We start from the raw sequence: 25,685 nt of genomic DNA, 5'->3' as shown, positions 1-25,685 counted from the left end.
GCTTTTGTTTTTGATCTGGGTGCCCCGTTAACCACGATGGCCGAACGCAGGCATTGCGCAGTGGGGAAACCGGCAGGACGCCGGTTTAGCCGCGGGTAGAGGCCCCGATGGCGGTCGTCACAGGTTGACGGACAGGCTCAGGGTGTGAGGGGGCAAGAAAATCTAAAGCCAAAGCAAAGCAAAAGCGAGGCGGCCGACCGGCCTGGTCGGGCACGCTCGCTCCTACAATTTTGCCTACTGCAGATTGCCCGCCACAGCGATGGTCTGCGCCGTGATGTAGTTCGACTCCGGCGAGCAGAACAGGTACACCGCATCCGCCGCTTCCTGCACGGTACCCGGGCGGCCCAACGGGTTGCGCTGGGCGAATGACTGGGCAGCCTGCGGGCTGATCCCGACGCGGATGTCACGGCCTTCGATGTTCACCGTGGCGCCGGCATGGGCGTCGGCCTTGGTCATGCGGGTTTCGATGAAGCCGAAGGCCACGGCGTTGACGTTGACCTTGAAGCGCCCCCATTCACGGGCCAGCGCGCGGGTCATGCCGATCACACCGGCCTTGGCCGAGGAGTAGTTCATCTGTCCGGCGTTACCGTTGAGGGCCGAGACTGAGGAGATGTTCACCACCTTGCGGAACACTTCGCGCTCTGCCGCCGCATCAGCCTGGGCCTGGGCCTTGATGATCGGGTAGGCGGCACGCAGGATGCGGAAGGGCGCGGTCATGTGGCAGTCGAGGATCGCGTACCACTGTTCGTCGCTCATCTTCTGGATCACGTCATCCCAGGTGTAGCCGGCGTTGTTGACGATGATGTCGATGCTGCCGAAGTGGTCCATCGCGGTCTTGACGTAGCGGTCACCGAAGTCCGGCGCGCTGACGTTGCCGTGGCAGACAGTGGCCTGGCCACCCATCTGGCGGATCAGTTCAGCGGTCTCGTGGGCCGGGTCGGCGTCCAGGTCGTTGATCACGATGCGCGCGCCTTCGCTGGCCAGTTTCAGGGCGATCTGCTGGCCGATGCCACGGCCGGAACCGGTGACCAGTGCGACTTTGCCGTCGAGTTTTGCCATGGGGTATTGCTCCTCAATGATGGGGTGTGTTTACAGGGCGATCACGGCGTCGCCAACGATTTTGGTCTCGCCGTACTGATTGGTGGTGCGCACTTCGACCTTGATCCGTTGCTCGCCATCGACCTCGAAGCGCTCGACCACGGCGCCCGTGCAGGTGATCTGGTGGGCCAGGTGGGTAATGCCGAGAAAGCGCACGCCGAACTCGCGCAGTTGGCGTTGATCGACCCACTGGGTCAGCAGGCGGCCGAGGTAGGCCATCGACAACATGCCGTGGGCGAACACATCGGGCATGCCGGCGCGGCGCGCGTAATCGGTGTCGATATGGATGGCGTTGTGATCCCCCGACGCACCGGCAAACAGCGCCAGGGTGGTGCGGTTGATCGGTGGCAGTGCCAGGGCTGGCAGGCTGTCGCCGATATTGATTTTTTCCAGGCTTATCGCGTTCATCAGGGTTCTCCGCTTCAGCTGTTGCGCTGCACGAGCACGCTGCGCAGGTCCGCGACGTGCTCACCGTGCTGATTGGTGACTCGGGTTTCGCGCACCACGAATTCCAGGGCGCCGGCTTTCTTGTCGTAGATGTCGGCGATGCGCACGTCGAAGCGCAGGGTGTCGCCGGCATAGGCCATGCGGTGATAACGGAACGACTCCTCGCCGTGGAGGATGCGTGCGGTGACGATCCCCAGTTCGTCGCGCCAGGCGTTCGACGGGATCTGCAATTCCAGCGAGAACAGGAAGGTCGGCGGCAACGGCAGGTTGGGGTAACCGGCATCGCGGGCGGCTTGCTCGTCGAAGTAGATCGGGTTGGTTTCCCCGGTGGCCTTGGCGAAGAAACGCAGTTGCCCGGCTTCGGCGGTGACGAGGAAAGTCGGCAGCTGTCTGCCGATGTGTTGTTTGTCGATCATCTGGGTGGCTCCTTTGCCTGGCAGGCGCGTCAGTTCTTCTGGTACACGGTCACCACGCAGGCGCCGCCCAGGCCGAGGTTGTGCTGCACAGCGACACGCGCGTCGTGCACCTGGCGCTGCTCGGCGGTGCCGCGCAACTGGTGGGTCAGTTCAAAGCACTGGGCCAGGCCGGTGGCGCCCAGTGGGTGGCCTTTGGAGAGCAGGCCGCCAGACGGGTTGGTCACCCATTCGCCGCCATAGGTGTTGTCGCCATCGTTGACCAAACGCTCGCCACCGCCTTCTTCGCACAAACCCAGGCCTTCGTAGGTCAGCAGTTCGTTTTGCGCGAAGCAGTCGTGCAGTTCGATCACGTCGATGTCTTTGGGGCCGATGCCGGCCTGGTTGTAGGCGATGTCGGCGGCCATGCGCGTCATGTCGAACCCGACCACGCGGATCATGTCCCTGGCGTCGTAGGTGCTCGGCAGATCGGTGGTCAGCGCCTGGCCGGCCATCAACACATCGGTGCGCAGGCCGTGTTTTTTCGCGAACGCCTCGGACACCACGATGGCGGCAGCGGCGCCGCAGGTGGGCGGGCAAGCCATCAGGCGGGTCATCACGCCTTCCCACAACATCGGCGCGGCCAGGACTTCCTCGGTGCTGACCACGTTGCGAAACACCGCCAGCGGGTTGTTGGCCGCATGCCGGCTGGCCTTGGCGCGGATCCTGGCGAAGGTTTCCAGGCGGGTGCCGTACTTCTGCATGTGCGCAAAGCCCGCGCCGCCGAACTGGCGAATCGCATTGGGCAGGTCCGGCATGCCGATCAGTTCGTTGGCCAGCAGCAGGGCGCGTTCGGTGGCCGGGGCGCGGTCGGTCCAGGCGGATTTCAGTGCGCCGGGGTTCATGTGCTCGAAGCCAAAGGCCAGGGCGCACTCGACCGCGCCGCTCTGCACGGCCTGACGGGCGAGGAACAGGGCGCTGGAACCGGTGGCGCAGTTGTTGTTGACGTTGACCAGCGGTATGCCGCTCATGCCTACGCGGTAAAGGGCTTTCTGGCCGCAGGTGGAGTCGCCGTAGACATAGCCGGCATAGGCTTGCTGGATGTCATTGAAGTCCAGTCCCGAGTCGGCCAGGGCCTGGCGAATCGCCTGTTCACCCATGACGTCGTAGGGCGCGTTGGTCCCCGGTTTCTTGAACTGGATCATGCCGACGCCAGCCACGAATACCTTGTTGCTCATCGTGATGTTCCTTTGTTGTTTTAGAGGGTCAGAGCTTGCGCGCGATCAATTCGCGCATGACTTCACTGGTGCCGCCGTAGATGCGGTTGACGCGCATGTCGACGAAGGCGCGGGCGACCGGGTACTCGAGCATGTAGCCGTAGCCGCCATGCAGCTGGACCATGTCGTCGATGCATTTCCACAGGGATTCGGTGGTGTAGAGCTTGGCGATCGCCGCCTCTTCGAGGGTCAGCCGGCGGCGCATGTGTTCGCCCAGGTAGTGGTCGACCATCACCCGCATGGCGGTGGCCTGGGCCTTGATGTCGGCGAGCTTGAATTTGCTGTTCTGGAAGTCCCAGACGGTCTGGTTGAAGGCCTTGCGGTCCTTGACGTACTCGACGGTTTGTTCCAGCAGGCGCTCCAGTTTGGCGGCCGCGGACACGGCGATGGAGAAGCGCTCTTGCGGCAACTCGCCCATCAGGTAGGTGAAGCCCAGGCCCTCTTCGCCGAGGCGGTTGCCGACCGGCACGCGGACGTTGTCGAAGAACAGCTCGGCGGTGTCTTGCGCATGCTGGCCGACCTTCTGCAGCTTGCGACCGCGCTTGAAGCCGGCGCGGCTGGCTTCCACGGCGATCAGGCTGATGCCCTTGGCACCGGCGGCCGGATCGGTCTTGCACACGACGATTACCAGGTCTGCGGTCAGGCCATTGCTGATAAAGGTCTTGCTGCCGTTGATCACGTACTCGTCGCCATCGCGCACGGCGGTGGTGCGTACGGCCTTGAGGTCGCTGCCGGTGCCGGGTTCGGTCATGGCAATGGCGAGGACGATCTCGCCGGTGCAGATGCCCGGTAGCCACTTGCGCTTTTGTTCTTCGTTGCCGCAGCGATTGATGTACGGGGCAATCACGTCGGAGTGCATGCCGAAGTAGGCGCCACTCACCCCGGCCCGGGCGAACTCTTCGTTGAACACCGCGCAGTGGCCAAAATCACCGCCGCCACCGCCGTACTCGGTTGGCAAGGTGATGCCGAGCAAACCTTCACGCCCGGCCTTGAGCCAGGTTTCGCGGTCGACCTGGCCGGCCTTGTCCCAGGCCGCCTGGCGCGGCAGGCATTCACGCTCGAAAAAACGTCGTGCGGTGGTGCGGAACATCTCATGGTCGTCGCGGAAAACGGTTCGGGCAATGTGCACGCAAGACTCCTCAATGATCACGGGCCGGCTCGGGCCAGGCTTCGACGCAGGCGCGCGTTGCGCCTTTGGACTGAGGGTTACGATAGGGTGGGGGGCTTGGGCAAACGCCACCCGGGGTGGGTGGCGGGGCAAGAATCAGCGATTGACCAAACAGCACAATCCCTGTGGGAGCGGGCTTGCCCGCGATAGCGGTGTGTCAGTCACCGATGATGTTGAATGTACCGGCCTCTTCGCGGGCAAGCCCGCTCCCACAGGGATTGGGGGGGCTTAGATTTGATCGCCCTGCGATTCAAGGTCGCGCACCCGCGCCACCGCTTCATCGCGGCTGTTGACGCCCAGCTTGCTGTAGATATGGCTCAGGTGCCATTTCACGGTTTCGGGGGACAGCCCCAGCGCACGGGCGATTTTCTTGTTGGGGAGGGCCTGGGCGAGCAGGCGCACCACTTCGATTTCCCGTTCGCTCAACGGCTCCATGCCGGCGGTGAGGGGTTTGCCCGTGGTGGCGGGGCAGGGCTTGTCGCTCGGCACGGTGGGGGCCGACACCTGGGCCGCCTGCAGGCGCTCGACGTAGAACGCCAGCACCGGGTCCAGGTTTTCCTGGCTCGCAATGTCAGCGATCAGTTGCAGGGCGTCCGGGTGGGCGTCGAGCAAGGTGCGCAGCAACCCGTAGCGTTGCCCGCGCCGCAGCGCTTGCATGACGTGGCCGCGGGCGGCATCCGCGTTGCCGCGCTGGGATTCGATCACGCCACTGAGGACCAGCAGGCGCACGGTACCGAGCTGGCGGCGGTGCCGTTCACAGGTTTCGATCAGTTGTTCGATACGCGCTAACGCGCCGTCGAGGTCGCCTTGCTGAATTTGCCAGCGTGCCCGCGCATTCTCCGCCAGGATGTGGATTTCCTTGAGGGCACTGTGCCCGGCATCGGGATGGCGCGCATCGATGGCTTCCAGGCGCTCAAGCTTGGCGCGGGCCTGCGCATGCTCGCCGAGAATCATCAGCCAGCGCACCTGCCAGGTCAGGCAGTAGGCTTGCAGGCGCTCGAGTCCGAGTTTGATCGCGTACTCGTCGAGCCGTTCGACATAGGCCAGGGCTTCCTGGTGATTGCCCGCCAGCCATTGCACATTCCACAGCACCTGCATCACGCGCAGGACCGAATCGGGAATCGAGATCCGCTCCAGGATGTCGACCCAGCCCGACAGCAGCTTGAACGCCCCGTCGACATCATTGGTTTCGTAGAGCACCTCGCCCAGCAGCGCGGCGGAGAGGTAAGTCGCGTCGGCACCGGCCTTGCCGCAATGCGCAGCCTCATGCATCACGTCCCGGTAAACCCGTTCCGCCTGCTGCATCTGGCCTTCAAGGGCGTGGCTCAAGCCAATCATGCAGCGACCTTGCAAGCTGCCGGCGGTGGTTCCAAGAAGGGGTTCGCCATGGATCAGCAGCAGGGGACGGTCGAGTTGCACCTGGCGTGCCTTTTCGTATTCGCCCCGGTGCATGTAAAGCCAGGACAGGATATTGGCGCATGAGCCGATGGCAACGCTGTTGCTGTCCGGTGGTGGGGAGAGCAGTTGCGGCAGCACCGTCATCGCCGCGTCCGTGTCATCGCGCTGCAACGCCAGGGAGGCACGCAGTAACGCAATCATGAAGCGATCGTGCACGTCACTGTCAGGGACGTCGTGGAACAGTTGATCCAGGCTCTTGGCGCAGGCGACGAAATCCCGGGCATAGAGTTGCATCCGGGTCTTGAGGATGCGCAGCTTTACCCGTGCCTGCACTTGCTCGACAGGCAACAGCCGAACCAGCTCGATCAACATCCGCAAGTCACCATGGGCATACAGTGCCTCGGCCTGTTGCTCCACCAGGTCGGCGGCGCCATCGGGATCGCCGGCCATGACGGCGTGGTGCACCGCCTCATCCAGGTGCTGGTGATCACGAAACCAGGCCCATGCCCGCGCATGCACCGCCTGTTGTTCGGCCGCGCTGCGCGAATCGAAGTATTTGAGCAGCGTTTCACGCAAAAGCGGGTGCAGGCGATACCAGGTTTCCCGTGCGGCGCTGTCCACGGGGATCAGGAACAGGTTATCCCGTTCCAGGCGTGCGAGAAGCGCATTGGCCTCGCCGACTGCCTGCGGGTTGCCGCTGAGGGCGGCGCACAGCGAGGCGCAAAAACGGTTGCAGACCGCCATCAGCAGCATCAGGTCCAGGTCCGTCGGTGACAGATGGGACAGCACCTCGACTTCGAAAAACCTTGCGAACGCCTGGTCGTCCCGCACCTGGTCGGTGCTGGCGACGGCCGGGTGATTTTTCTTGCGGCTGACAGCGAGCAACTGCAGCCCGGCGACCCAGCCATCGGTCAGTTCATGCATCAGCTTGGCATCGCGGGCGCTGATGTCGCCCAGCTGTGCCTTGAGAAACTGCTCGGACTCGGTCGGGGTAAAGCGCAAATCGCGCAGGTTCAGTTCCAGCACCAGCTCCTGGCCACGCAAGCGCGCCAGCGACAGGGGCACGGTGCTGCGCGATACGAGGGCAAGGTGCAGATTGGCGGGGGCGTAGTCGATCAGCCATTGCAGGGCCTGGTGAATGCCGACGTCGGTCAGGTGGTGCAAGTCATCGAGCACCAGCACCAGTTCGCGAGTGCGCCTGGCCATACTGCGCACCAGGGTGATGACGGTGCGCTCCACCGCCTCACTGTCGATACCGCGACCTTCCATCTGGGTGGCTTCGCGTACCAGGTCCGGGTCGATCTGGCCGAGGCTGGCGAGCAAGTAGTCGAGGAAACGCGTCAGCTCATTGTCGTCGGCAGACAGCGTCAGCCACGCCACATCGAAACCCAGCGCAAGCAATCCCTGGCGCCAGGCGATCAGCGTGGAGGTCTTGCCGCAACCGGCCGGCCCCTTGATCACGATGCAGCGCTGACGGCGGGCCTTGAGCATTTTCTCCTGCAGGCGCTCACGGGAAATCAGGCGTCCGGCACCGCGCGGTGGAATCAGTTTGGTGCTGACGATCGGAGACTGGACCGCACTGTAGACCTGGCTGGCAAGGGTGTCCGATGCATCGGACTTGCGGTGTTTGTCCATGGGCTTTCCGATTCTTTTTTGTTTTGTGAATGCGTCGAATCCCTTCGAGTGTAACCCAGACCATGGGCGTCATGACTCTGTCTTTGGCGGCCACCACCCGATGTGGGTGGTGGTCGCGATAGAGCGGATTGATCTACTGGAAAGCACAAGAATAGGGGCGCTACGGCCTTACCTGACAACAATAATTCACAGGAAAACCACCATGTATCTGACCCAAGGACTGCACCGTGTCTTGCAGCAGCGCCCCCATGCCCTGGCAACGGTTTTCCACGACCGGCGCCACACCTATGCTCAGTTGGCCGACCGCGTAGCCCGTCTTGCTGGCGCCCTGCAGCGACTGGGTATGGCAACCGGCGACCGCGTGGGCCTGCTCGGTTTGAACTCCGACCGTTTTCTCGAGTACTACCTGGCCACCTGGTGGGGCGGCGGCGTGGTCAACCCGGTCAATATCCGCTGGAGCGTGGCGGAAATCGTCTACTCCCTGGACGATTGCGACACGCGCATCCTGATGATCGACGACACCTTCCTGCCCATGGCCGAGGCGATCGCCAGCACGGCCAGGGTGCGACCGTTGTTGATCCATGTCGGAGACGGCCCGGCCCCCGACGGCATGCTCTCCTACGAACGACTGATCCGTGACGCCGAGCCTGTCGACGACGCCTTCCGTGGTGGCGACGACCTGGCCAGCATCCTGTACACCGGCGGCACCACCGGCCGGCCGAAAGGCGTGATGCAATCGCACATGAACCTGTGGTCGGCGGCGGTGGCCCGCGCGGCCGATGTACCGGTACCGGCGGATGCGCTGACTTTGCATATCGCTCCGATGTTTCACCTTGCGGCGCTGTCGCGGGTAATCCTGATCTCGCTGCTCGGTTTGCCGAGCATCTTCGTCCCGGCCTTCGATGCGCTGGCGGTGATGCAAACCATCGAGCGTGAGCGGATCACCGACATCCTGATCGTGCCGACCATGCTGCAGGCGTTGATCATGCACCCCGAGTTTGCCAGGCATGACCTCGGCTGCCTGCGCAGCCTGACCTATGGCGCCTCGCCGATTGCCGTGCCGTTGCTGGAACTGGCCCTGAAAGCCTTGCCGAACGTCGAGTTCACCCAAGGTTATGGCATGACCGAAGCCGCCCCGCCGATCAGCGCCAACGGCCCGGAAAACCACAGCGCCGAGGGCATCGCCAATGGCCGCTTGCGCTCGGCAGGCCGTCCCGGACTGGGGGTCACGGTGCGCATCGTCGACGAACAGGACAACGAAGTCCCACGCGGTACGGTCGGCGAAGTCCTGGTCCGTGGCCCGAACATCATGCTCGGCTACTGGAATAAGCCCGAAGAAACCGCCCAGGCCCTGCGCGGCGGCTGGATGCACACCGGCGACGGCGCCTACATGGACGATGACGGCTATCTCTACATCGTCGACCGCTTCAAGGACATGATCGTCAGCGGTGGCGAGAACGTGTATTCGGGGGAGGTCGAAAGTGCGATTGCCAGTCACCCGGCCGTCGCCGCCTGTGCGGTGATCGGCATTCCCTGCGCGCAGTGGGGGGAGGCGGTGCACGCCGTGGTCGTGCTCAAGTCGGACAACGAAGTCGCTGGCGCGCAGATCATCGAGCACTGCCGCCGCCAGATCGCCGGCTACAAGACCCCCAAATCGGTGGAGTTCCGCACGACCTTGCCCTTGTCGGGTGCGGGCAAGGTGCTCAAGCGTGACCTGCGCGAACCGTTCTGGGCCGGCAAGGACCGAGGCGTGAGCTGACACCGCCACACATCTGAATCCATTCCCCCGTAGGAGCAAAGCTTGCTCGCGATGGTCGTGAACGATAACGCGCGCTGTCTGAATGATCGCGTTGTACGGACCTCTATCGCGAGCAAGCTTTGCTCCTACAGGGAACGAGTACATCCGCAATTCCGCTTTTCAACCTCGCCGCCATTCGCTACCCGATCCGGGTGGCGAGAATCCCCACCCCGCTCAATACATTGGACTCACGAACCAGGCGCAAGCCTTGCCTGGCCATCCACTGGAGAGTCCGATGCACATCAACCGTACCGTCTACCGCGAAGACCACGAAATGCTGCGTGAAACCGCGCGGCGTTTTTTCGAGCGTGAATGCCTGCCCAAGCAGGCGCAGTGGGACGAAGCCGGACAGGTCGACCGCGAGACCTGGCTCAAGGCTGGTCGCCACAACCTGCTGTGCCTCACCGTGCCGACCGAATACGGTGGCGGTGGCGGCGATTTCGGGCACTCGGCGGTGTTGATCGAAGAGCTTTACCGCGCCGGGGTTTCAGGCTGGAGCCTGGGTGTGCACTCCGACATCGTCGCGCCGTACATCGTGCGCCTGGGCACCGAAGAGCAGAAGCACAAATGGCTTCCGAAAATCTGCTCCGGCGAAACCATCCTGGCCGTCGCGATGACCGAGCCGGGCACCGGTTCCGACCTCAAGGCGATCCGCACCAGCGCCGTGCGCGACGGTGACGAGTGGGTGATCAACGGCAGCAAGACCTTCATCAGCAACGGCCTGACCTGCGACATGGTGGTGGTCGTCTGCAAGACCGACCCCAGTGCAGGGGCCAAGGGTTGCAGCCTGATCATGGTCGAGTGCGACCGCGAAGGTTTCCGCCGCGGGCGCAAGCTGGACAAGGTCGGCCAGCACGCCGCCGACACCGCCGAGCTGTTCTTCGACAACGTGCGCGTGCCGGTGGGCAACCTGCTGGGCGAAGAAAACAAAGGCTTCATGCACTTGATGGAAGAGTTGCCGCAGGAGCGCCTGGTGATCGCGTTGTACAGCGCCGCCAAACTCGAACGCCTGCTGGAACAGACCGTCGAGTACGTGAAGGACCGCAGGGCCTTCAACCAGACCGTGTGGGACTTCCAGAACAGCAAATTCAAACTCGCCGACATCAAGGCCCAGGCCACGGCCGTGCGCCTGACCATCGATCACTACATCGGCGAACACATGCGCCGGCGCCTCACGGTACAGGAGTCGGCCATCGCCAAGCTCCTGGCCACCGAAACCCTGTGCAAGTGCATTGACGACATGGTCCAGCTGCACGGTGGCTACGGCTACATGCTCGAGTACCCGATCGCCCGCGCCTTCGTCGACATGCGCGTGACGCGGATTTTCGGCGGCACCAGTGAAGTGTTGCGCGAGCTGATCGCGCGCCAGTTGTGACCTCTTATTTTCCAGGTGATTCCATGAGCGAAAAAGTACTGGTGGCCGGTGTCGGCATGATCCCGTTCCGCAAGCCCAGCGAGAGCCCGACCTACGTGCAGATGGGCGCCGAAGCGGTGCGCCGCGCCCTGGCCGATGCGGGAATTGACTACAGTCTGGTCCAGGAGGCGTATGCCGGTTACGTCTACGGCGACTCCACATGCGGCCAGACCGTGCTGTACGAAGTCGGCATGACCGGGATCCCGGTGGTCAACGTCAACAACAACTGCTCCACCGGCTCCACCGCGTTGTACCTGGCGCGCAAGGCCATCGAATCCGGTTCCGTCGACTGCGTGCTGGCGGTGGGCTTCGAGCAGATGCAGGCCGGCGCCCTGAAATCCCATTGGGACGACCGCCCGCCGACCCGCGAGCGTTTCCTGCCGATCCTGCGCGGCCTCACCGCTGATATGGATGGCATGCCTCAGGCCATCCGTACCTTTGGTGGTGCCGGGCGTGAGTACATGCACAAATACGGCACCAGAATGGAAACCTTCGCCGCAGTGCGCGCCAAGGCCAGCCGCCATGCAGCCAACAACCCGCTCGCGTTGTTTCGCAAGGTGCTCAGCGTCGAAGACGTGATGAACGACCCGGTGATCCTGCCAGGTGTCATGACCCGCCTCATGGCTTGCCCGCCGACCTGTGGTGGCGCTGCGGCGATCCTGGTGTCCGAGCGTTTTGCGAAAAAGCATGGCCTGCGCCGTGACGTGCAGATCGTCGCCCAAGCGATGACCACCGACACCCCGCAATCTTTCAACTTCGACAAGCCGTCGCTGCTCGATTGGGTCGGCACGCACATGACCCACGCCGCCGTGGGCCAGGTCTACGAGAAGGCCGGTGTCGGTCCGCAGGACATCGATGTCTGCGAACTGCACGACTGTTTCGCCCAGAACGAAGTGATCTGCTACGAGTCGCTGGGCTTTTGCCCTGAAGGTGGAGCGGAAAAATTCGTCATGGACGGCGACAACACCTACGGCGGGCAAGTCGTGATCAATCCGTCCGGCGGCCTCCTTTCCAAGGGCCACCCGCTGGGTGCCACCGGCCTGGCGCAATGTTTTGAACTGACCCAGCAACTGCGCGGCAATGCCGAGCAGCGACAGGTCGACGGGGCGCGCCTGGCCATGGCGCACAACCTCGGCCTGGGTGGTGCTTGTGTGGTGACGCTTTACGGCAAAACCACAGGCCATTGATGGGTAGTGGACCTGTAGGAGCGGCATCAAATGTCACAGGAAAACGCTTTATCCAGATCACCCATTCGGGTGTGAGGACCTTACGGGAGCCTCGCTGGCAGGGGCTCTCACCACGTCATCCTTAACCGGGGAAACCGCATGACAAAAACAACAATGCGCGGAGTCTTTCAGCCCAGTCTGCTGGCCGTCGCCGTGATGGTTGCCACCTGTGCGAGCAATCAGGCGCACGCTGTTGATTTCAACATCGGGGAGATTCAGGGCAGCTTCGATTCATCGTTGTCGGTCGGGGCCAGTTGGTCCACCACCGATCCGGACAAGCAGTTCATTTCCAACTTCAACTCCCAGGGCGTCACGGGGGGCGAATCGTCCTCGCGAACCACCGACGACAACCGCTTGAACTTCAAGAAGGGTGAAACCTTCTCGAAGATCTTCAAGGGCGTGCATGACCTGGAGCTGAAGTACGGCGACAGCGGCGCCTTCGTGCGCGGCAAGTACTGGTATGACTTTGAGCTGATGGGCGAAAGTCGCCCGTTCTACGACATCGACGACGCGGGGCGTGACCGCGCGGCCAAGTCGTCGGGGGCGATGTTCCTCGACAGTTTCGTCTACCACAATTACACGATCGGCGACCAGGTCGGCAACGTGCGCCTGGGCAAGCAAGTGGTGAGCTGGGGCGAGAGTACGTTCATCGGCAACTCGATCAACAGCATCAACCCGGTCGATGTCGCCGCGCTGCGCCGTCCGGGTGCGGAAGTGAAGGAAGGCCTGATTCCGGTCAACCTGCTCTACGTGTCCCAGGGCCTGGCCGACAACATCACCGCCGAAGCGTTTTACCAGCTGGAGTGGGACAAATCGGTGGTCGACAACTGCGGCACCTTCTTCGGCAGCGACGGCGTACCCCAGGGCTGCAATGACCGGCTGGTGGTCGCCGGTCTCGACCTGCCACCGGGTGCCGCGCGTAATACCGGTGGCCTGGGCGCCATCGCCGCCGGCACTGACGATGCGTTCATTCCGCGCCTGAAGGACAACGATGCCCGCGACAGCGGCCAGTATGGCGTGGCCTTGCGCTGGTACGTGCCGGAAGCGAACGACACCGAGTTCGGCGCCTACGCGATGAACTACCACAGCCGCAGCCCGTACCTGAGCATCAACCAGATGACCAGTGCGGCAGGGGGTGTGACCTCGGCGCGCAGCGTGCGCTATTTCATCGACTATCCGGAAGATATCCGCCTGTATGGCCTGAGCTTCCAGACCAACGTTTCCGGCGTGTCCCTGGGTGGTGAAGTCAGCTACCGGCCGAACATGCCACTGCAACTCAATACCGCCGACCTGCTGTCCGCCGCGACCTTCGGCGCCACCTCGCCGCTGATCACCACCGGTTTCGCCGGTCGCAACCTGGGGGCCGAAGTCAACGGCTACAAACGCATGCCAGTGACCCAGGCGCAAGTGACCGCGACCCAGTTCTTCGATCAGGTGCTGGGCGCCAGCCGCCTGACCGTGGTCGGCGAGGTGGGTTACAACCACATCAATGGCCTGGGCAAGGCCGACGGTAGCGACCTGCGTTTCGGCCGCAGCCCGGCGTTCGGTTCCGGTGAACTGCAAGGGGCAGCAGGCCCGGCCACGTGCCGAGGCACCGCCGTGGGCACGCCGACCGCCAGCAACCCGGCGCAGGAATGCAACGACGATGGCTTCTACACCAGCAACAGCTGGGGCTATCGCCTGCGCGGCAAGCTCGATTACCCGAACGTGATCGCCGGCATCAACCTGTCGCCGAACCTGGCCTGGTCCCATGACGTGGAAGGCTACGGCCCGAACTTCGATGAAGGGTCCAAGGCGGTCAGCGTCGGGGTGGATGCCGATTACCTGAACACCTACAACGCCAGCCTCAGCTACACCAATTACTTCGGTGGCGATTTCAATACCAACGTCGACCGCGACTACGTTGCGCTCAGCTTCGGCGTGAATTTCTGATGCAACCCTGCCAGAGGAAACTGAACATGAACGCACGTTTTATTCTTCGCGCCAGCGCACTTAGCCTGTCGTTGCTGGCCAGTGGTGTGATGGCCGCTGTTTCGCCGCAGGAGGCGGCTCAACTGGGCACCACCCTGACCCCCTTGGGTGCCCAGAAAGAAGGCAATACCAATGGCAGCATTCCGGCCTGGAACGGTGGCCTGAAGCCCGGCGCAGCGGCCCTCGACAACGGCTTTCTCGGTGACCCCTTCGCCGGCGAAAAGCCGCAACTGGTGATCACCGCGGCCAACGCCGAGCAGTACAAGGACAAGCTGACCCCGGGCCAACTGGCGATGTTCAAGCGTTACCCGGACAGCTACAAGATCCCCGTATACAAGACCCAGCGCACCGCCGCAGCGCCGCAGAACATCTACGACCTGGCGAAGAAGAGCGCGGTGACCACTGAGCTGACCCCGGACGGTAATGGCCTGCTGAACTTCAGCCAAACCCGCTACTACCCGTTCCCGATTCCAAAGAGCGGTGTCGAAGTCTACTGGAACCACACCAACCGCTATCGTGGCGGCAACATGGAGCGCCAGGCGGCGCAGGCGGCACCGCAAACCAACGGTGCCTATTCCATCGTCGAGTACGACGACAAGCTGGCGTTCCCGCAATTGATGGAAGGCGTATCGGGCGGCGAGGGCGACAACGTCCTGTACTACTACAAACAGGAAATCACCGCGCCGTCGCGCATGGCCGGCAGTGTGATCCTGATCCACGAGACGATCGACCAGGTCAAGGAACCGCGCCTGGCGTGGGTCTACAACGCCGGCCAGCGCCGGGTGCGACGCGCGCCGCAGGTGGCGTACGACGGCCCGGGCAGCGGCTCCGACGGCATGCGCACCGCCGACAACACCGACATGATGAACGGTGCGCCGGATCGTTATGACTGGAAACTGGTGGGCAAGAAGGAACTGTACATCCCGTACAACAACTATCGCCTGCAGTCGCCGAAAGTGAAGTACGACGACATCATCAAGCCAGGGCACATCAACCAGGACCTGACCCGCTATGAGCTGCACCGCGTGTGGCACGTCGAGGCCACCCTCAAGCCAGGCCAGCGGCATGTCTACGCCAAGCGCGACATGTACTTCGACGAGGACACCTGGCAACTGGCTGAAGTCGATCACTATGACGGGCGTGGCCAGCTGTGGCGGGTGGCGGAAGGGTATGCAATGAACGATTACGAGCGCGGCGCCCCCAACTTCGCCATGCTCGGGATCTATGACCTGATTGCCGGTCGCTACAACGTGCTGGCGATGACCAACCAGGCCAAACATGCAACGACCTATGGCATGACCGCGAAGATGACTGATTTCACCCCGTCGGCACTGCGCAACGCCGGTATCCGCTGACCATTGACCCCCGCTTGAAACAACGCCCTGTTCGCAGGGCGTTGTGCGTTTGCGCGTCAGCCACCTGATCCGGGTGGCGGCGTCGCGCCGGTGATGGTCAACCATGCAGCCAGACCCACGCGTCGCTTCCACAGCGCGGCGCGTCCTGACCATGACAAGAGAGCCAGTGATGAGCGCCATCGAGAGTTCACCGAGTACCGACATCCGCACCCTCCTGGAAAAACAGCGAGCAGCCTTCCTCGCTCGCGAACCTTTCACCCTCGAAGAACGCTGTGAGTTGCTCGACCGGGCGATCGGCCTGCTGGTCGACCACGAACAGTCGATCATCGAGGCCCTGACCGCCGATTTCGGCCATCGCAGCCCGGGGTTCTCCAAAGGTAGCGAAGTGTTGTCGCCGTTGGCCACGCTCAAGCAGACCAAGGCCGAACTGGCTCAATGGATGCGTCCTGAACCACGTCAGGCCAGGGCCGGCGAAGCGTGGGTGCAGTACCAGCCGATGGGCGTCGTGGGCATCGTCACCGCCTGGAACGTACCCGGCTACATGGTGTTCAGCGGCCTGGCCGGTGCCTTGGCGGCCGGCAACCGGGTGATGATCAAACCTTCGGAATTCACCCCGCACACCTCGGCGCTGATCGCCCGGCTGATCCGCTCGGTCTATGCCGAAGACGAAGTGGCGGTGGTGCTGGGCGACGCGGACGTTGGCCAGACCTTTTGCGCTCAACCCTTCGATCACCTGCTGTTCACCGGCGCTACCAGCGTCGGCAAACACGTGTTGCGCGCGGCGGCGCACAACCTGGTGCCGGTGACCCTGGAGCTGGGCGGCAAGTCGCCCACCATCATTTCACGCACGGCGGACTTCAACGATGCGGTGGCCAAGGTGGTCATCGGCAAACTGCTCAATGCCGGTCAGTTGTGCGTGGCACCGGACCATGTGTTCGTGCCGCGTGAATCGGTCGACGCCTTCATCGGCGTAGCACAAGCGGTGGTGGCCAGATTCTTCCCGACGCTCAGGGACAACCCCGAATACACCTCGATCATCAACGCCCGGCATTTCGCGCGGTTGCAGGGCTATCTGCGTGAAGCGCGCGAGGCCGGTGTCGAGCTGATCGAGCTGAACGCCGCGGCCGAAGACTTCAGCCAGACCACGCTGAACAAGATCGTACCGACGCTGTTGCGCGATCCCGCCAACGATCTGCAAGTCATGCAGGACGAAATCTTCGGCCCGCTGTTGCCCATCAAGCCCTACGACGACATCACTGAAGTGATCGCCCAGATCAACGCCCGGCCGCGGCCGTTGGCGCTGTACTACTTCGGCAACGACGCCGCCGAAGAGGCCATGGTGCTCAGCCGGACCTGTTCCGGCGGCGTGACCCTCAATGGCGTATTGAGCCACGCCAGCACCGAAAGCCTGCCGTTCGGTGGCGTGGGTCAGAGCGGCATGGGCGCCTATCACGGCATCGATGGCTTCCGCACCTTCAGTCACGCCAAAGCGGTGTTGCGCACTGCGGCCAACCCGGCCTGAACCCCGATCATCAATGAGAGAACTGCCATGAAAGCTGCCGTATTCCATCAGGTTGGAGCCCCGCTGGTCATCGAGGAAGTGGGCATCAGCAAACCGGGTCCGCGTGAAGTGTTGATCCGCACCAAAGCCGTGGGGGTTTGCCACTCGGACTTGCACGTCATCGACGGCTCATTTCCCTACCCGGGTCCCATGGTGTTGGGCCATGAAGCCGCCGGCGTGGTCGAACAGGTCGGCTGCGAAGTGCGCTCGGTCAAGCCCGGCGATCACGTGGTCACCTGCCTGACGGTGTTCTGCGGGCATTGCGAACACTGCGTGACCGGCCACCTGGCGCGCTGCGTGTCCCCGGAAACCAAACGCGACAAGGACGAAGAGCCGCGCCTGACCTACGTGCAAAAACCGATGCCACAGTTCGTCAACCTGTCCGGGTTCGCCGAGCAGATGCTGGTGCACGAAAACGCCTGCGTGGCGATCCGCCGTGACATGCCGCTGGACCGCGCCGCACTGCTCGGTTGCGCCGTCACCACTGGTACCGGTGCGGTATTCAATACCGCCAAGGTGCGTCCGGGCGAGACCGTGGCCGTGATCGGTTGCGGCGGCATCGGCCTGGCCGCCATCAACGGCGCGGCGCTGGCCGGGGCAGGGCGCATCATCGCCATCGACATGCTCGACTCGAAACTGGAGCTGGCCCGCCAGTTCGGCGCCACCGACCTGATCAACGGCCGGGACGGTGATGCGGCCAGGCAAGTGCTGGAACTGACCCGTGGCGGCGTGCACCATGCCTTCGAATGCATTGGCCTCAAGCAGACCGCCGAGCAGGCGTTCGCCATGTTGGCGCGCGGTGGCACCGCCACCGTCATCGGCATGCTCAAGCCGGGCCTGAAAATCGAGCTCGATCCGTTGCAGTTGCTGCATGAGCGGCGCATCCAGGGCTCGCTGATGGGTTCCAACCGCTTCCCGGTGGACATGCCGCGCCTGGTGGATTTCTACATGGCCGGCAAGCTCAAGCTCGACGAAATGATTTCCCAGCGCATCCGCCTGGATCAGATCAACGAGGCGTTCGATGAGTTGCGCCGCGGTGAACTGGCGCGCTCGGTCATCGTTTTCGAATAAACCGGAGTTCATCGATGAATATTGATTTCACCACGGACGAAATGGCCTTCCGCCAGGACGTCCGGGCCTTCCTGCGCGACAACCTGCCGAGTGAACTGTCCGAGCGGATTTCCCTGGGCAAACGCCTGAGCAAAGAACACCAGGTGCAATGGATGCAGATTCTCAACCGCCAAGGCTGGCTGGCGCCGGGCTGGCCCGAGGAATGGGGCGGCACCGGCTGGAGCGCGGTGCAAAAGCATATTTTCGACGAAGAGTGCTTTGCGGCAGGGGCGCCGAAAGTCGTGTCGTTCGGCTTGAAGATGGTCGCGCCGGTGCTGATCAAGTTCGGCACCACCGAGCAAAAAGCGCACTTTCTACCGCGCATTCTTTCCTGCGAAGACTGGTGGTGCCAGGGTTACTCCGAACCCGGCGCGGGTTCCGATCTGTCCTCGTTGAAAACCCGCGCTGTGCGCGAGGGCGATCACTACGTGGTCAACGGCCAGAAAACCTGGACCACCCTGGCGCACTATGCCGACTGGATGTTCTGCCTGGTACGCACCGACCCCGAAGCCCGTCAACAGCGCGGCATTTCCTTTCTGTTGATCGATATGAAAACCCCGGGCATCACCGTGCGTCCGATCATCACCCTCGATGGCGAGCATGAAGTCAACGAAGTGTTCTTCGACAACGTCCGGGTGCCCGTGGCGAATCTGGTGGGGCAGGAGAATCAAGGCTGGACCTGCGCCAAGTACTTGCTGACCCACGAGCGCACCAGTATCGGCGGGATTGCCCACAACAAGGCATTGCTGGGCCGGCTCAAGCGCATTGCCAGCCAGGAGCTCCGTGACGGCCGGCCATTGATCGAAGACCCGCTGTTTCGCACACAGATCGCCGAAGTCGAGATGCAGTTGCTGGCCGCCGAGATGAGCAGCCTGCGCACCCTGGCGGCCACCCGGAACGGTGATGCACCTGGTGCCGAAAGTTCGTTCCTGAAGATCAGGGGCACCGAGATTCGGCAGGCCATCACCTACCTGATCAGCAAGGCGGTAGGCCCGTATGCCTTGCCGTTCATCGAGGATGAACTCGGTTATGGCGGCGAGCCGTTGCTCTACACCGACTACAGCAGCACGGCCACCTATCAGTACCTGGATGCGCGCAAGGCCTCGATTTATGGCGGGGCCAATGAGATCCAGAAGAACATCATCGCGAAAATGATCCTCGAACTGTAAGGCGCCACGATCATGGATTTCAAACTGACAGAAGAGCAACTGATGCTGCAGGAAACCGCCGCGCGCCTGGTGCGCGACGTCTATGGTTTCGAACGGCGTGAGCAATATCGCCAGAGCCAACAGGGCTTCAGCGCCCGGCTCATGCAGCAGTTGGGCGAACTTGGCCTGTGTGCCGTGCCCTTCGCCGAAACCTATGGCGGCTACGGTGGCAGCGGCGTAGAGAACATGCTGGTCATGACCGAGCTGGGCCGGGGCCTGTGCCTTGAGCCGTATCTGCAATCGGTGATTTTTGCCGGGGGCCTGCTCGCCCAGCTGGGCAGCGAAGCCCAGAAAGACCGGTTGTTGCCGCAGGTCGGCAGCGCCAGCCTGCAATTGGCGGTCGCCCTTGACGAGCCGCAAAGTCATTACCGGCTCAATGATGTACAGACCCGCGCCGAGCCGGTGACCGGGGGCTGGAAACTCAATGGCCGCAAGTCCGTGATTATCGGCGGCCAGAGTGCCGGGCTGATCCTGGTGTCGGCGCGCACCAGTCACGGGGTTCGTGACGAGCAGGGCATCAGTGTGTTTGTGCTCGACCCGCAGGAGGCCGGTGTGTCTCGGCGCGATTTCGCCACCCTGGACGGGCGCAAGGCCTGCGAGCTGTATCTTGAGGACGTGTTCGTCAACGCCAGCGCGCTACTCGGTGAACCGGGCCAGGCGTTGCCCGCGTTGCGTTACCAGCAAGGTCGTTGCATCGCTGCACAGTGCGCCGAAGCCGTTGGCAGCATGGAGGCCGCCTGCGCCTTGACCCTCGACTACCTGAAGACCCGCCAACAGTTCGGCCAGCCAATCGGCAAGTTCCAGGTGTTGCAACACCGCATGGTCGATATGCGCATCGAACTGGACCAGGCCACCTCCATGACCCTGCTGGCCGCGTGTGTGGCCGATCAGGCCGATAGCGACGAGCGCAGTCGCAGGCTGGCGGCCGCCAAATTCATCGTCAGCCGCGCCAGCCGTTTCGTCGCGGACCAAGCTATCCAGCTGCATGGCGGCATCGGCCTGACCTGGGAATACATGCTGTCGCACCATGCCAAGCACTTGCTGATGGTGGCCCGTCAGATGGGCGACGACGATCACCATCTGCAGGCTTATGCGCAGTTGATGCAGGTGGCGTGAGGGAGGTCCGCCAACCACGGGAGCGCCATTGAGGCGCTCCTCTCTCTCGTTGTCGCCAGTCAATCAATGCCTGATCGTTCACGAATCCGCAACCCTGCGTTCAAACGCAGCGCCTTCTATGCCTGGCGCAACGCTCTTATGCTCTGTCACACCCCAGGCAGTCAGCAACAGCAACAGTAACCAGACGCCATCAACGGGAACCGCTGAGACTCCATTCCAATAATAAGGAGACCGAAAATGCCGAGTGGCCTGTTCATTGATGATCTGATTCGCGAGCGTAGTGCCAAGCGTGGTTTTCTCGATCGACCGGTGTCGATGGACATGGTGAAGGACATTTTGTCGGCGGCAAAACATGCGCCGAGCTCGAGTAACAGCCAGCCGTGGCGTTGCTATGTCATAACCGGTCAGTCCCGCGAGCGCATTACCAAAGCCGCGGTGGAGGCGTATCGCGCTGCACCGGAAGGCCAGACTCCGGAATACCCGTTTTTTCCGACTCAGTTGCATGATCCCTACAAGTCTCGCTTCAATTCCTTTCGCGGCCAATTGGGCGATGCCCAGGGCTGCTGTCGTAGCGACAAGGAGGGACGGCGGCGTGACGTCGAGCGTCAGTTCCGTTTTTTCGATGCGCCGGTCGGCATCATTTTCACCATGGATCGGCGTCTGGAATGGGCCAGTTTCCTTTGTTATGGCTGCTTCCTGCAGAACGTGATGCTGGCCGCCAAGGGGCGCGGGCTCGATACCTGCCCCCAGCAGATCTGGTCACTGCAGCACCCTCTGCTGCGTACCGAACTCAATCTTCCCGATGACCAGATGATCGTCGCCGGCATGTCACTGGGCTGGGCCGACAACAGCCTGGCGGAAAACCGCATGAGCGTCGCCAAGCTGGAACTCGAAGAGTTCACCACGTTCCTCGACGAATAACTTCCGACCAACCCCTGGTAATTGCCCACGGCGCCGACAGGCGTTGCGGCACTTGCTCGTCCAAACGAAACTGGAGAATCGAATGTCAGCCATTAAAGGTTTCCACCACCTGACTGCCGGCGTTGCCGGTGCGCAAGAGGACGTTGATTTCTATGTGAAGCTGCTGGGACAGAGCCTGATCAAGAAGACGGTACTGCTTGACGGTGACGAACCGATTTATCACCTCTACTACGGCAACGCCCAAGGGGACGCCGGTACGCTGGTCACCTCGTTCCCGTTCCGCCAACGCGGCGTCAAAGCCCGTCCGGGTTCTGGCCAGATCCGGGTGATCAACTACTCCGTGCCAAAGGACTCCCTGGACTTCTGGCGAGCACGGTTCAAAGCCTTCGACGTGCCGTTCGACAAGGAAACGGTCACGCGTTTCGGTGAGACCCGCCAACGGTTCCTGCATCCGTGCGGCATCGAATTCGACCTGGTCGCCTCCGACCGGGACAACCGTCCTGCGTGCGTCGCCGATGACATCCCCGAAGCATTCGCCATCCGCGGGGTACACAGCATCACCCTGTCACTGCGCGAGGTTGCCGAGTCGATCATCTTCATGAAAGACGCGCTCGAGTTCCGTTACGCCGGGCAGCATGGCCCCTATCACCGTTTTGAAACCGCCAGCGGCGCGCCTGGCACCGTCGTCGAGTTCCAGCATGAGCCCGACCGCCTGCAAGGTTCGTCCATCTACGGGGAGGGCACGATCCACCATGTGGCCTTCGCTGTGGACAACGTCGAACAGCAGATGGCGCTCAAGGACAAACTGATGTCGATGGGGCATATCGATACTTCCGAATCGGTGAACCGCAACTACTTCCGTTCGATGTATTTCAAGATGCCCGGCGGCGTGATGTTCGAAGCGGCAACCACCGACATCGGTTTTACCATCGATGAGGCAGCGGACGAATTGGGCGCCGAATTCCAGACGCCGTCCTGGTTGAGCGAACGCAAGGACGAACTGCTCAGCCGCCTCGAACCGATCGCCATCTGACCCGGCGCAATACACCCCTCAAGCCAGCGACCGCATCGTGGGGTCGCTGTTCACCGTTACTCATCCATAGGTTCCATCATGTCAAAACCAAAAGTCCTGATCGTGTTCTATTCGCGCACCCGTTCCACCGAAATCCTCGCCAACGCCATTGCTGAAGGCGCGTTGGCACAAGGCGCCGAGGTTCGCCTGCGCCGAGCCCGGGAGCTGGTGGGTAGTGAAGTCATGCTGCAAGTTCCGGGTTGGTTCGACAGCGCGCAAACCATGAACGCAAAGTACGAGAAACCTACCGAGGCCGATGCCGAGTGGGCCGACGCGATCATCTTCGGTACGCCAACCCGGTTTGGTTCGATCGCTTCGGAGCTCAAGGCCTACATCGACAGCCTCGGCGGCCTGTGGTTTGCCGGCAAGCTCAACGGCAAGGCGGGTTCAGTGTTTGGCTCGACCTCCTCGAAGCACGGCGGCAACGAATCGACCTTGCTGTCGATCTACGCGCCGATGGCTCACCTGGGGCTGATTATCGTGCCGCTTGGTTATGCCGACCCTTCGATGTTCAAGGCCGGTACACCGTATGGCGCGACCCATGTCTCGGTGCTCGACACCTTGATGCCCGATGAAGAGCATTTGGCCGTCGCCCGGTACCAGGGGCGCAGAGTCGCGTCGGTGGCCCGGTCATTGCGCTGTGTGCAAGCAGTCAGCGAAGTGGCCTGATCCGGGCACGCCGTTCAACCGTTCGGCAATAATTCGACCCACCCTGGCTGGCTTTTGACTTGCGCGATCCATCGTCCAATGGCGGGGAAACGCTGCATGTCGAAGCCGCCGACACTCGCCAGTGAAACGTAGATCGAGACCCCCAGGTCGGCCACGGTGTAATCGTCGCCGACCAGCCAGTTGTGCGTGGTGAGCCAGTGTTCGAGCTTTTCCAGCGCCAGGTAGCCCTCGCCATGCAATTGCTCGATCTGCGCGGAGATTTGCCCGGCCAGGCCTTTCAAATGGTAGACGCGGCACTGCGCCAGTGGTTTTTGCAGATCGCCTTGTTCAAACGACAGCCAGCCGACTATTTGCGCGCGCAGCCAGGGATCGTCTGGCAGGTAGCGACTGCCTTGCGCCAGGTACAGCAGGATAGCGCCGGATTCGACAATGGACCGGCCATCATCGAGTTGCAGTGCGGGGACTCGGGAGAAGCGGCTGATCTGCTGGAATTCAGGGGTTTGCGCATCGCCTTTGGCCAGGTCCAGGGTGATCCGCTCGTAAGGCTGGCCCAGTTGATTGAGCAGAATGCGTACCTTCCAGCAATTGCCCGACATTCGGCTGTCATAGAGTCGCATGATGTCCGCTCCAGTGAGAAATGGGGTCGAGGTGTGGCCGCAATGTAGTGCGGCCCCGGACCTGGAACGGCTTGTATCCTACCTGATTTGCTCGATACGCAAAGGCGCTGCTAAACCTGTGGGAGCGAGCCTGCTCGCGATGGCGATCTCAATGCCGCCATCACGGGCAAGCCATGCTCATGAAGAAAATATCTCAGTTCTTATGCTTGGCCATATGCGGGCAGCCCGACGGTGGGTTGCCGATGAAGGTCCGCGCCGACCACAACTCCGGGAACGGGATTTCATCCAGGGTGGGCACCAGCCAGGCGACGCCTTCGGTGCCGAAATAGGCTGGGCGGGCGCCGAAGGTTCGGCGGGTGGCCATCAGGTGGCGGTACTTCCAGTCGCTGAAGCCTTCGGCGATGTCGGCGAGGGTTTCGCCGATCTGCTGCAACTGGAAGTTGATGTCCGGGCCGGCGTAGATGTCGCGCCAGAGCTGCTCGACGGCCGGGCTCGGGACGTAGGGCGCACTCAGGTCGCGTTCGAGCACTGCCTTGGGCACCGCCATGCCGATGCGGCTGAAATAGGCCAGCAGGTCGTCGTAGAGGCTCGGTTCAACCAGGGCCTGCTGCAGCTGTGCCAGACGCTCAGGCTGCACAGTGAAGTGTTCAAGGTGTTCGGCCTGCTTGATTCCCAGCAGATAAACCATATGCCGATAGGTCCAGCCCTGCAGCGCGGTGTCCTTGCCGTAGGTCGCCGCGGCACGGGACAGGATCGCCATCAGGTCGTTCGGTGTCATCCAGTCGATCGAGCGCCAATTGGCCGCCAGCACCTCTTGATGGGCGACTACGCGCAGGAGCGTGCGCCAGGCCAGGCCAAGGTTGTTTGCCCGCAGCTGGCGTTGCGCCGTTTGCAGTTCCTTGACGATGAGCATCCAGTAGAGCTCGGACACTTGCACGTGGGCGATCCAGGCGTGTTCGCCAGGGTGGTCGCTGACCGGATTCTGCAGCGAGTGCAGCACGTCGGTCCGCATCCAGGCGCTGTAGGGGGTTTGACCGGCGGGTGTGCCGGTTGGATCGAGGCTCGCGGGTTCGCTAGGACTGTTCATTATTGTTTTCCTGATGGAGTTCTGGCTTGCAGGCCAACGGCTGAAAAGCAGGAAAAGTCTAGGGTGAGCGGCCGGGCCTGGGAAGTTGGCCGGGCTGTACGATAAGTCCCGCAATGGCGAACGATCTTCGCGGTGGATTAGCGCTGAAAAACTGCCAGAATAACCGCCATTGCGTGATTGCAAAGGCAGGGCCGGATGCTGGATCTGAAAGATGTCTTTTACTTCGTTCAAGTGGTCGATCGCGGTGGCTTCACCGCCGCCGGCAACAGTCTGCGACTGCCAAAATCGACCCTGAGCCATCGGGTCCAGGAATTGGAAACCTATCTCGGGGTTCGGCTGCTCAACCGCACATCGCGCCAGTTCGGCATGACCGATATCGGCATCGAGTTCTACCAATACGCTATCGCCATGCTCAACAGTGCGGACGTGGCCGAGGAGGCGGTGCGGCAGCGACTGTCTGAACCCAGCGGTGTGGTGCGTATCACTACGGCGGTGGAAATCGCCCAGTTCGCCTTGCGCGACCTGCTGCCGATTTTCCTCACGCGTTACCCCAAAGTGCAGATTGTGGAAATTTCCACCGACCGCCTGGTGGACATTGTTGGCGAAGGTTTTGACCTGGCGATCAGGGGGCACATCAGCCCGTTGCAGGATTCTTCCCTGGTCCAACGCGCGATTGCCAGCGTGCCGTGGTTCCTGTTCGCCGGCGCGCAATACCTGGAAAACTCCGGCACACCGACCACCCCGGAGGAGCTGGCGCAACATGCGTCGATTTCCATTGTGCGAGGAGGGCCGGTGCAATGGCAGTTGCGGGGCCCGTCCGGCCAGGAAACCACAGTGCCGCTGACGCCAAGATTCCAGAGCAACGACATGATTTCCACCAAGGAAGCCGCGTGTGCCAACCTCGGAATTGCCGCCTTGCCAGGTTACATCTGCAAGGAGGAGCTCAAGAACGGCACCTTGCGGCGGGTATTGCCGGGCTGGATGGTCGCGGATGCGCGCATGACCGCGTTGATGCCCCATCGGACCGGGCTGTTGCCTGCGGTGCGCGCGCTGCTGGATTTTCTCGCCGCCGAGATACCCAAGTTGACGACCTTCGACGAGGCGTAGCGCATCTGATCGTTCCCATGCGCAGCAAAGGAATGCCG

21 protein-coding genes are annotated in these 25,685 nt (G+C 62.5%); 13 read left to right on the top strand and 8 right to left on the bottom strand.

All coding sequences use genetic code 11. The features are described from left to right. Positions 1–234: 234 nt before the first annotated feature. The 6 genes from PMI35_RS09085 to PMI35_RS09110 all read right to left on the bottom strand — a co-directional run bounded on the left by PMI35_RS09085 (position 235) and on the right by PMI35_RS09110 (position 7,415). Positions 235–1,059 (bottom strand): SDR family NAD(P)-dependent oxidoreductase, encoded by an 825-nt coding sequence (locus PMI35_RS09085; protein ID WP_008062814.1) that lies wholly within the window; start codon positions 1,057–1,059, stop codon positions 235–237. A 30-nt stretch (positions 1,060–1,089) separates the two neighbouring features. After that, entirely contained in the window at positions 1,090–1,506 is a 417-nt protein-coding gene (locus tag PMI35_RS09090; protein WP_008062812.1) for a MaoC family dehydratase, read from the bottom strand. 14 nt (positions 1,507–1,520) lie between these two features. Continuing rightward, positions 1,521–1,961 carry a MaoC family dehydratase N-terminal domain-containing protein gene (locus PMI35_RS09095; RefSeq protein ID WP_008062810.1) on the bottom strand — a complete coding sequence of 147 codons (441 nt, stop codon included), beginning with the start codon at positions 1,959–1,961 and terminating at the stop codon, positions 1,521–1,523. A 29-nt stretch (positions 1,962–1,990) separates the two neighbouring features. Then, on the bottom strand, positions 1,991–3,175 hold the full coding sequence (locus tag PMI35_RS09100) for a lipid-transfer protein (RefSeq protein ID WP_008062808.1): 1,185 nt from the start codon (positions 3,173–3,175) through the stop codon (positions 1,991–1,993). 28 nt (positions 3,176–3,203) lie between these two features. Next, a complete protein-coding gene (locus PMI35_RS09105) occupies positions 3,204–4,304 on the bottom strand; it encodes an acyl-CoA dehydrogenase family protein (RefSeq protein WP_238543196.1) in 1,101 nt (366 codons plus the stop codon). Positions 4,305–4,610: 306 nt separating this feature from the next. Then, positions 4,611–7,415, bottom strand: coding sequence for a LuxR C-terminal-related transcriptional regulator (locus PMI35_RS09110; protein ID WP_008062805.1), 2,805 nt, complete (start codon positions 7,413–7,415; stop codon positions 4,611–4,613). A 202-nt stretch (positions 7,416–7,617) separates the two neighbouring features. Here PMI35_RS09110 and PMI35_RS09115 point away from each other — a divergent pair, with 202 nt between their 5' ends. The 12 genes from PMI35_RS09115 to wrbA all read left to right on the top strand — a co-directional run bounded on the left by PMI35_RS09115 (position 7,618) and on the right by wrbA (position 22,836). Then, a complete protein-coding gene (locus tag PMI35_RS09115; protein ID WP_008062803.1) occupies positions 7,618–9,174 on the top strand; it encodes an acyl-CoA synthetase in 1,557 nt (518 codons plus the stop codon). 274 nt (positions 9,175–9,448) lie between these two features. After that, positions 9,449–10,588, top strand: a complete 1,140-nt coding sequence (locus tag PMI35_RS09120; RefSeq protein WP_008062802.1) for an acyl-CoA dehydrogenase family protein — start codon at positions 9,449–9,451, stop codon at positions 10,586–10,588. A gap of 23 nt (positions 10,589–10,611) precedes the next feature. Continuing rightward, on the top strand, positions 10,612–11,814 hold the full coding sequence (locus PMI35_RS09125; RefSeq protein ID WP_008062800.1) for a lipid-transfer protein: 1,203 nt from the start codon (positions 10,612–10,614) through the stop codon (positions 11,812–11,814). 138 nt (positions 11,815–11,952) lie between these two features. Further along, positions 11,953–13,785 (top strand): DUF1302 domain-containing protein, encoded by a 1,833-nt coding sequence (locus PMI35_RS09130; protein ID WP_008062798.1) that lies wholly within the window; start codon positions 11,953–11,955, stop codon positions 13,783–13,785. A 26-nt stretch (positions 13,786–13,811) separates the two neighbouring features. Further along, on the top strand, positions 13,812–15,179 hold the full coding sequence (locus tag PMI35_RS09135; protein ID WP_008062796.1) for a DUF1329 domain-containing protein: 1,368 nt from the start codon (positions 13,812–13,814) through the stop codon (positions 15,177–15,179). 169 nt (positions 15,180–15,348) lie between these two features. Then, on the top strand, positions 15,349–16,701 hold the full coding sequence (locus tag PMI35_RS09140; protein ID WP_008062795.1) for a coniferyl aldehyde dehydrogenase: 1,353 nt from the start codon (positions 15,349–15,351) through the stop codon (positions 16,699–16,701). Between the two features lie 27 nt (positions 16,702–16,728). Then, complete coding sequence (locus PMI35_RS09145) at positions 16,729–17,811, top strand: Zn-dependent alcohol dehydrogenase (protein WP_008062793.1); 1,083 nt, start codon at positions 16,729–16,731, stop codon at positions 17,809–17,811. Positions 17,812–17,825: 14 nt separating this feature from the next. After that, positions 17,826–19,019 carry an acyl-CoA dehydrogenase family protein gene (locus PMI35_RS09150; protein WP_008062790.1) on the top strand — a complete coding sequence of 398 codons (1,194 nt, stop codon included), beginning with the start codon at positions 17,826–17,828 and terminating at the stop codon, positions 19,017–19,019. 12 nt (positions 19,020–19,031) lie between these two features. Further along, complete coding sequence (locus tag PMI35_RS09155) at positions 19,032–20,174, top strand: acyl-CoA dehydrogenase family protein (protein WP_008062788.1); 1,143 nt, start codon at positions 19,032–19,034, stop codon at positions 20,172–20,174. Positions 20,175–20,411: 237 nt separating this feature from the next. Continuing rightward, positions 20,412–21,095, top strand: a complete 684-nt coding sequence (locus PMI35_RS09160; protein ID WP_008062782.1) for a nitroreductase — start codon at positions 20,412–20,414, stop codon at positions 21,093–21,095. 154 nt (positions 21,096–21,249) lie between these two features. After that, positions 21,250–22,128: a ring-cleaving dioxygenase gene (locus PMI35_RS09165; protein WP_443217066.1), complete on the top strand. Its 879-nt coding sequence runs from the start codon at positions 21,250–21,252 to the stop codon at positions 22,126–22,128. A 78-nt stretch (positions 22,129–22,206) separates the two neighbouring features. Beyond that, entirely contained in the window at positions 22,207–22,836 is a 630-nt protein-coding gene (wrbA, locus tag PMI35_RS09170; RefSeq protein ID WP_008062778.1) for an NAD(P)H:quinone oxidoreductase, read from the top strand. A 14-nt stretch (positions 22,837–22,850) separates the two neighbouring features. On the opposite strand, the gene PMI35_RS09175 is transcribed toward wrbA, so the two are convergent. Beyond that, positions 22,851–23,453: a glutathione S-transferase family protein gene (locus PMI35_RS09175; RefSeq protein WP_008062776.1), complete on the bottom strand. Its 603-nt coding sequence runs from the start codon at positions 23,451–23,453 to the stop codon at positions 22,851–22,853. Positions 23,454–23,646: 193 nt separating this feature from the next. After that, the gene (locus tag PMI35_RS09180) at positions 23,647–24,540 is read right to left on the bottom strand and encodes a tryptophan 2,3-dioxygenase (protein ID WP_008062773.1); all 894 of its coding nucleotides are present in this window, start codon (positions 24,538–24,540) and stop codon (positions 23,647–23,649) included. A 195-nt stretch (positions 24,541–24,735) separates the two neighbouring features. On the opposite strand from PMI35_RS09180, the gene PMI35_RS09185 reads away from it, so the two are divergent. Beyond that, positions 24,736–25,647 carry a LysR substrate-binding domain-containing protein gene (locus tag PMI35_RS09185; RefSeq protein WP_008062771.1) on the top strand — a complete coding sequence of 304 codons (912 nt, stop codon included), beginning with the start codon at positions 24,736–24,738 and terminating at the stop codon, positions 25,645–25,647. The last annotated feature ends 38 nt before the right edge of the window (positions 25,648–25,685 follow it).

Source organism: Pseudomonas sp. GM78 (genome assembly GCF_000282475.1).
Lineage (GTDB): Bacteria > Pseudomonadota > Gammaproteobacteria > Pseudomonadales > Pseudomonadaceae > Aquipseudomonas.
Note: the sequence above shows the minus strand (reverse complement) of the source record. Positions and strands in the feature narration are given on the sequence as shown.

Excerpts from the sequence above, each read along its gene's own strand:
- PMI35_RS09085 (WP_008062814.1), bottom strand. The coding sequence starts at position 1,059 with ATGGCAAAACTCGACGGCAAAGTCGCACTGGTCACCGGTTCCGGCCGT.
- PMI35_RS09090 (WP_008062812.1), bottom strand. The coding sequence starts at position 1,506 with ATGAACGCGATAAGCCTGGAAAAAATCAATATCGGCGACAGCCTGCCA.
- PMI35_RS09095 (WP_008062810.1), bottom strand. The coding sequence starts at position 1,961 with ATGATCGACAAACAACACATCGGCAGACAGCTGCCGACTTTCCTCGTC.
- PMI35_RS09100 (WP_008062808.1), bottom strand. The coding sequence starts at position 3,175 with ATGAGCAACAAGGTATTCGTGGCTGGCGTCGGCATGATCCAGTTCAAG.
- PMI35_RS09105 (WP_238543196.1), bottom strand. The coding sequence starts at position 4,304 with ATGTTCCGCACCACCGCACGACGTTTTTTCGAGCGTGAATGCCTGCCG.
- PMI35_RS09110 (WP_008062805.1), bottom strand. The coding sequence starts at position 7,415 with ATGGACAAACACCGCAAGTCCGATGCATCGGACACCCTTGCCAGCCAG.
- PMI35_RS09115 (WP_008062803.1), top strand. The coding sequence starts at position 7,618 with ATGTATCTGACCCAAGGACTGCACCGTGTCTTGCAGCAGCGCCCCCAT.
- PMI35_RS09120 (WP_008062802.1), top strand. The coding sequence starts at position 9,449 with ATGCACATCAACCGTACCGTCTACCGCGAAGACCACGAAATGCTGCGT.
- PMI35_RS09125 (WP_008062800.1), top strand. The coding sequence starts at position 10,612 with ATGAGCGAAAAAGTACTGGTGGCCGGTGTCGGCATGATCCCGTTCCGC.
- PMI35_RS09130 (WP_008062798.1), top strand. The coding sequence starts at position 11,953 with ATGACAAAAACAACAATGCGCGGAGTCTTTCAGCCCAGTCTGCTGGCC.
- PMI35_RS09135 (WP_008062796.1), top strand. The coding sequence starts at position 13,812 with ATGAACGCACGTTTTATTCTTCGCGCCAGCGCACTTAGCCTGTCGTTG.
- PMI35_RS09140 (WP_008062795.1), top strand. The coding sequence starts at position 15,349 with ATGAGCGCCATCGAGAGTTCACCGAGTACCGACATCCGCACCCTCCTG.
- PMI35_RS09145 (WP_008062793.1), top strand. The coding sequence starts at position 16,729 with ATGAAAGCTGCCGTATTCCATCAGGTTGGAGCCCCGCTGGTCATCGAG.
- PMI35_RS09150 (WP_008062790.1), top strand. The coding sequence starts at position 17,826 with ATGAATATTGATTTCACCACGGACGAAATGGCCTTCCGCCAGGACGTC.
- PMI35_RS09155 (WP_008062788.1), top strand. The coding sequence starts at position 19,032 with ATGGATTTCAAACTGACAGAAGAGCAACTGATGCTGCAGGAAACCGCC.
- PMI35_RS09160 (WP_008062782.1), top strand. The coding sequence starts at position 20,412 with ATGCCGAGTGGCCTGTTCATTGATGATCTGATTCGCGAGCGTAGTGCC.
- wrbA (WP_008062778.1), top strand. The coding sequence starts at position 22,207 with ATGTCAAAACCAAAAGTCCTGATCGTGTTCTATTCGCGCACCCGTTCC.
- PMI35_RS09175 (WP_008062776.1), bottom strand. The coding sequence starts at position 23,453 with ATGCGACTCTATGACAGCCGAATGTCGGGCAATTGCTGGAAGGTACGC.
- PMI35_RS09180 (WP_008062773.1), bottom strand. The coding sequence starts at position 24,540 with ATGAACAGTCCTAGCGAACCCGCGAGCCTCGATCCAACCGGCACACCC.
- PMI35_RS09185 (WP_008062771.1), top strand. The coding sequence starts at position 24,736 with ATGCTGGATCTGAAAGATGTCTTTTACTTCGTTCAAGTGGTCGATCGC.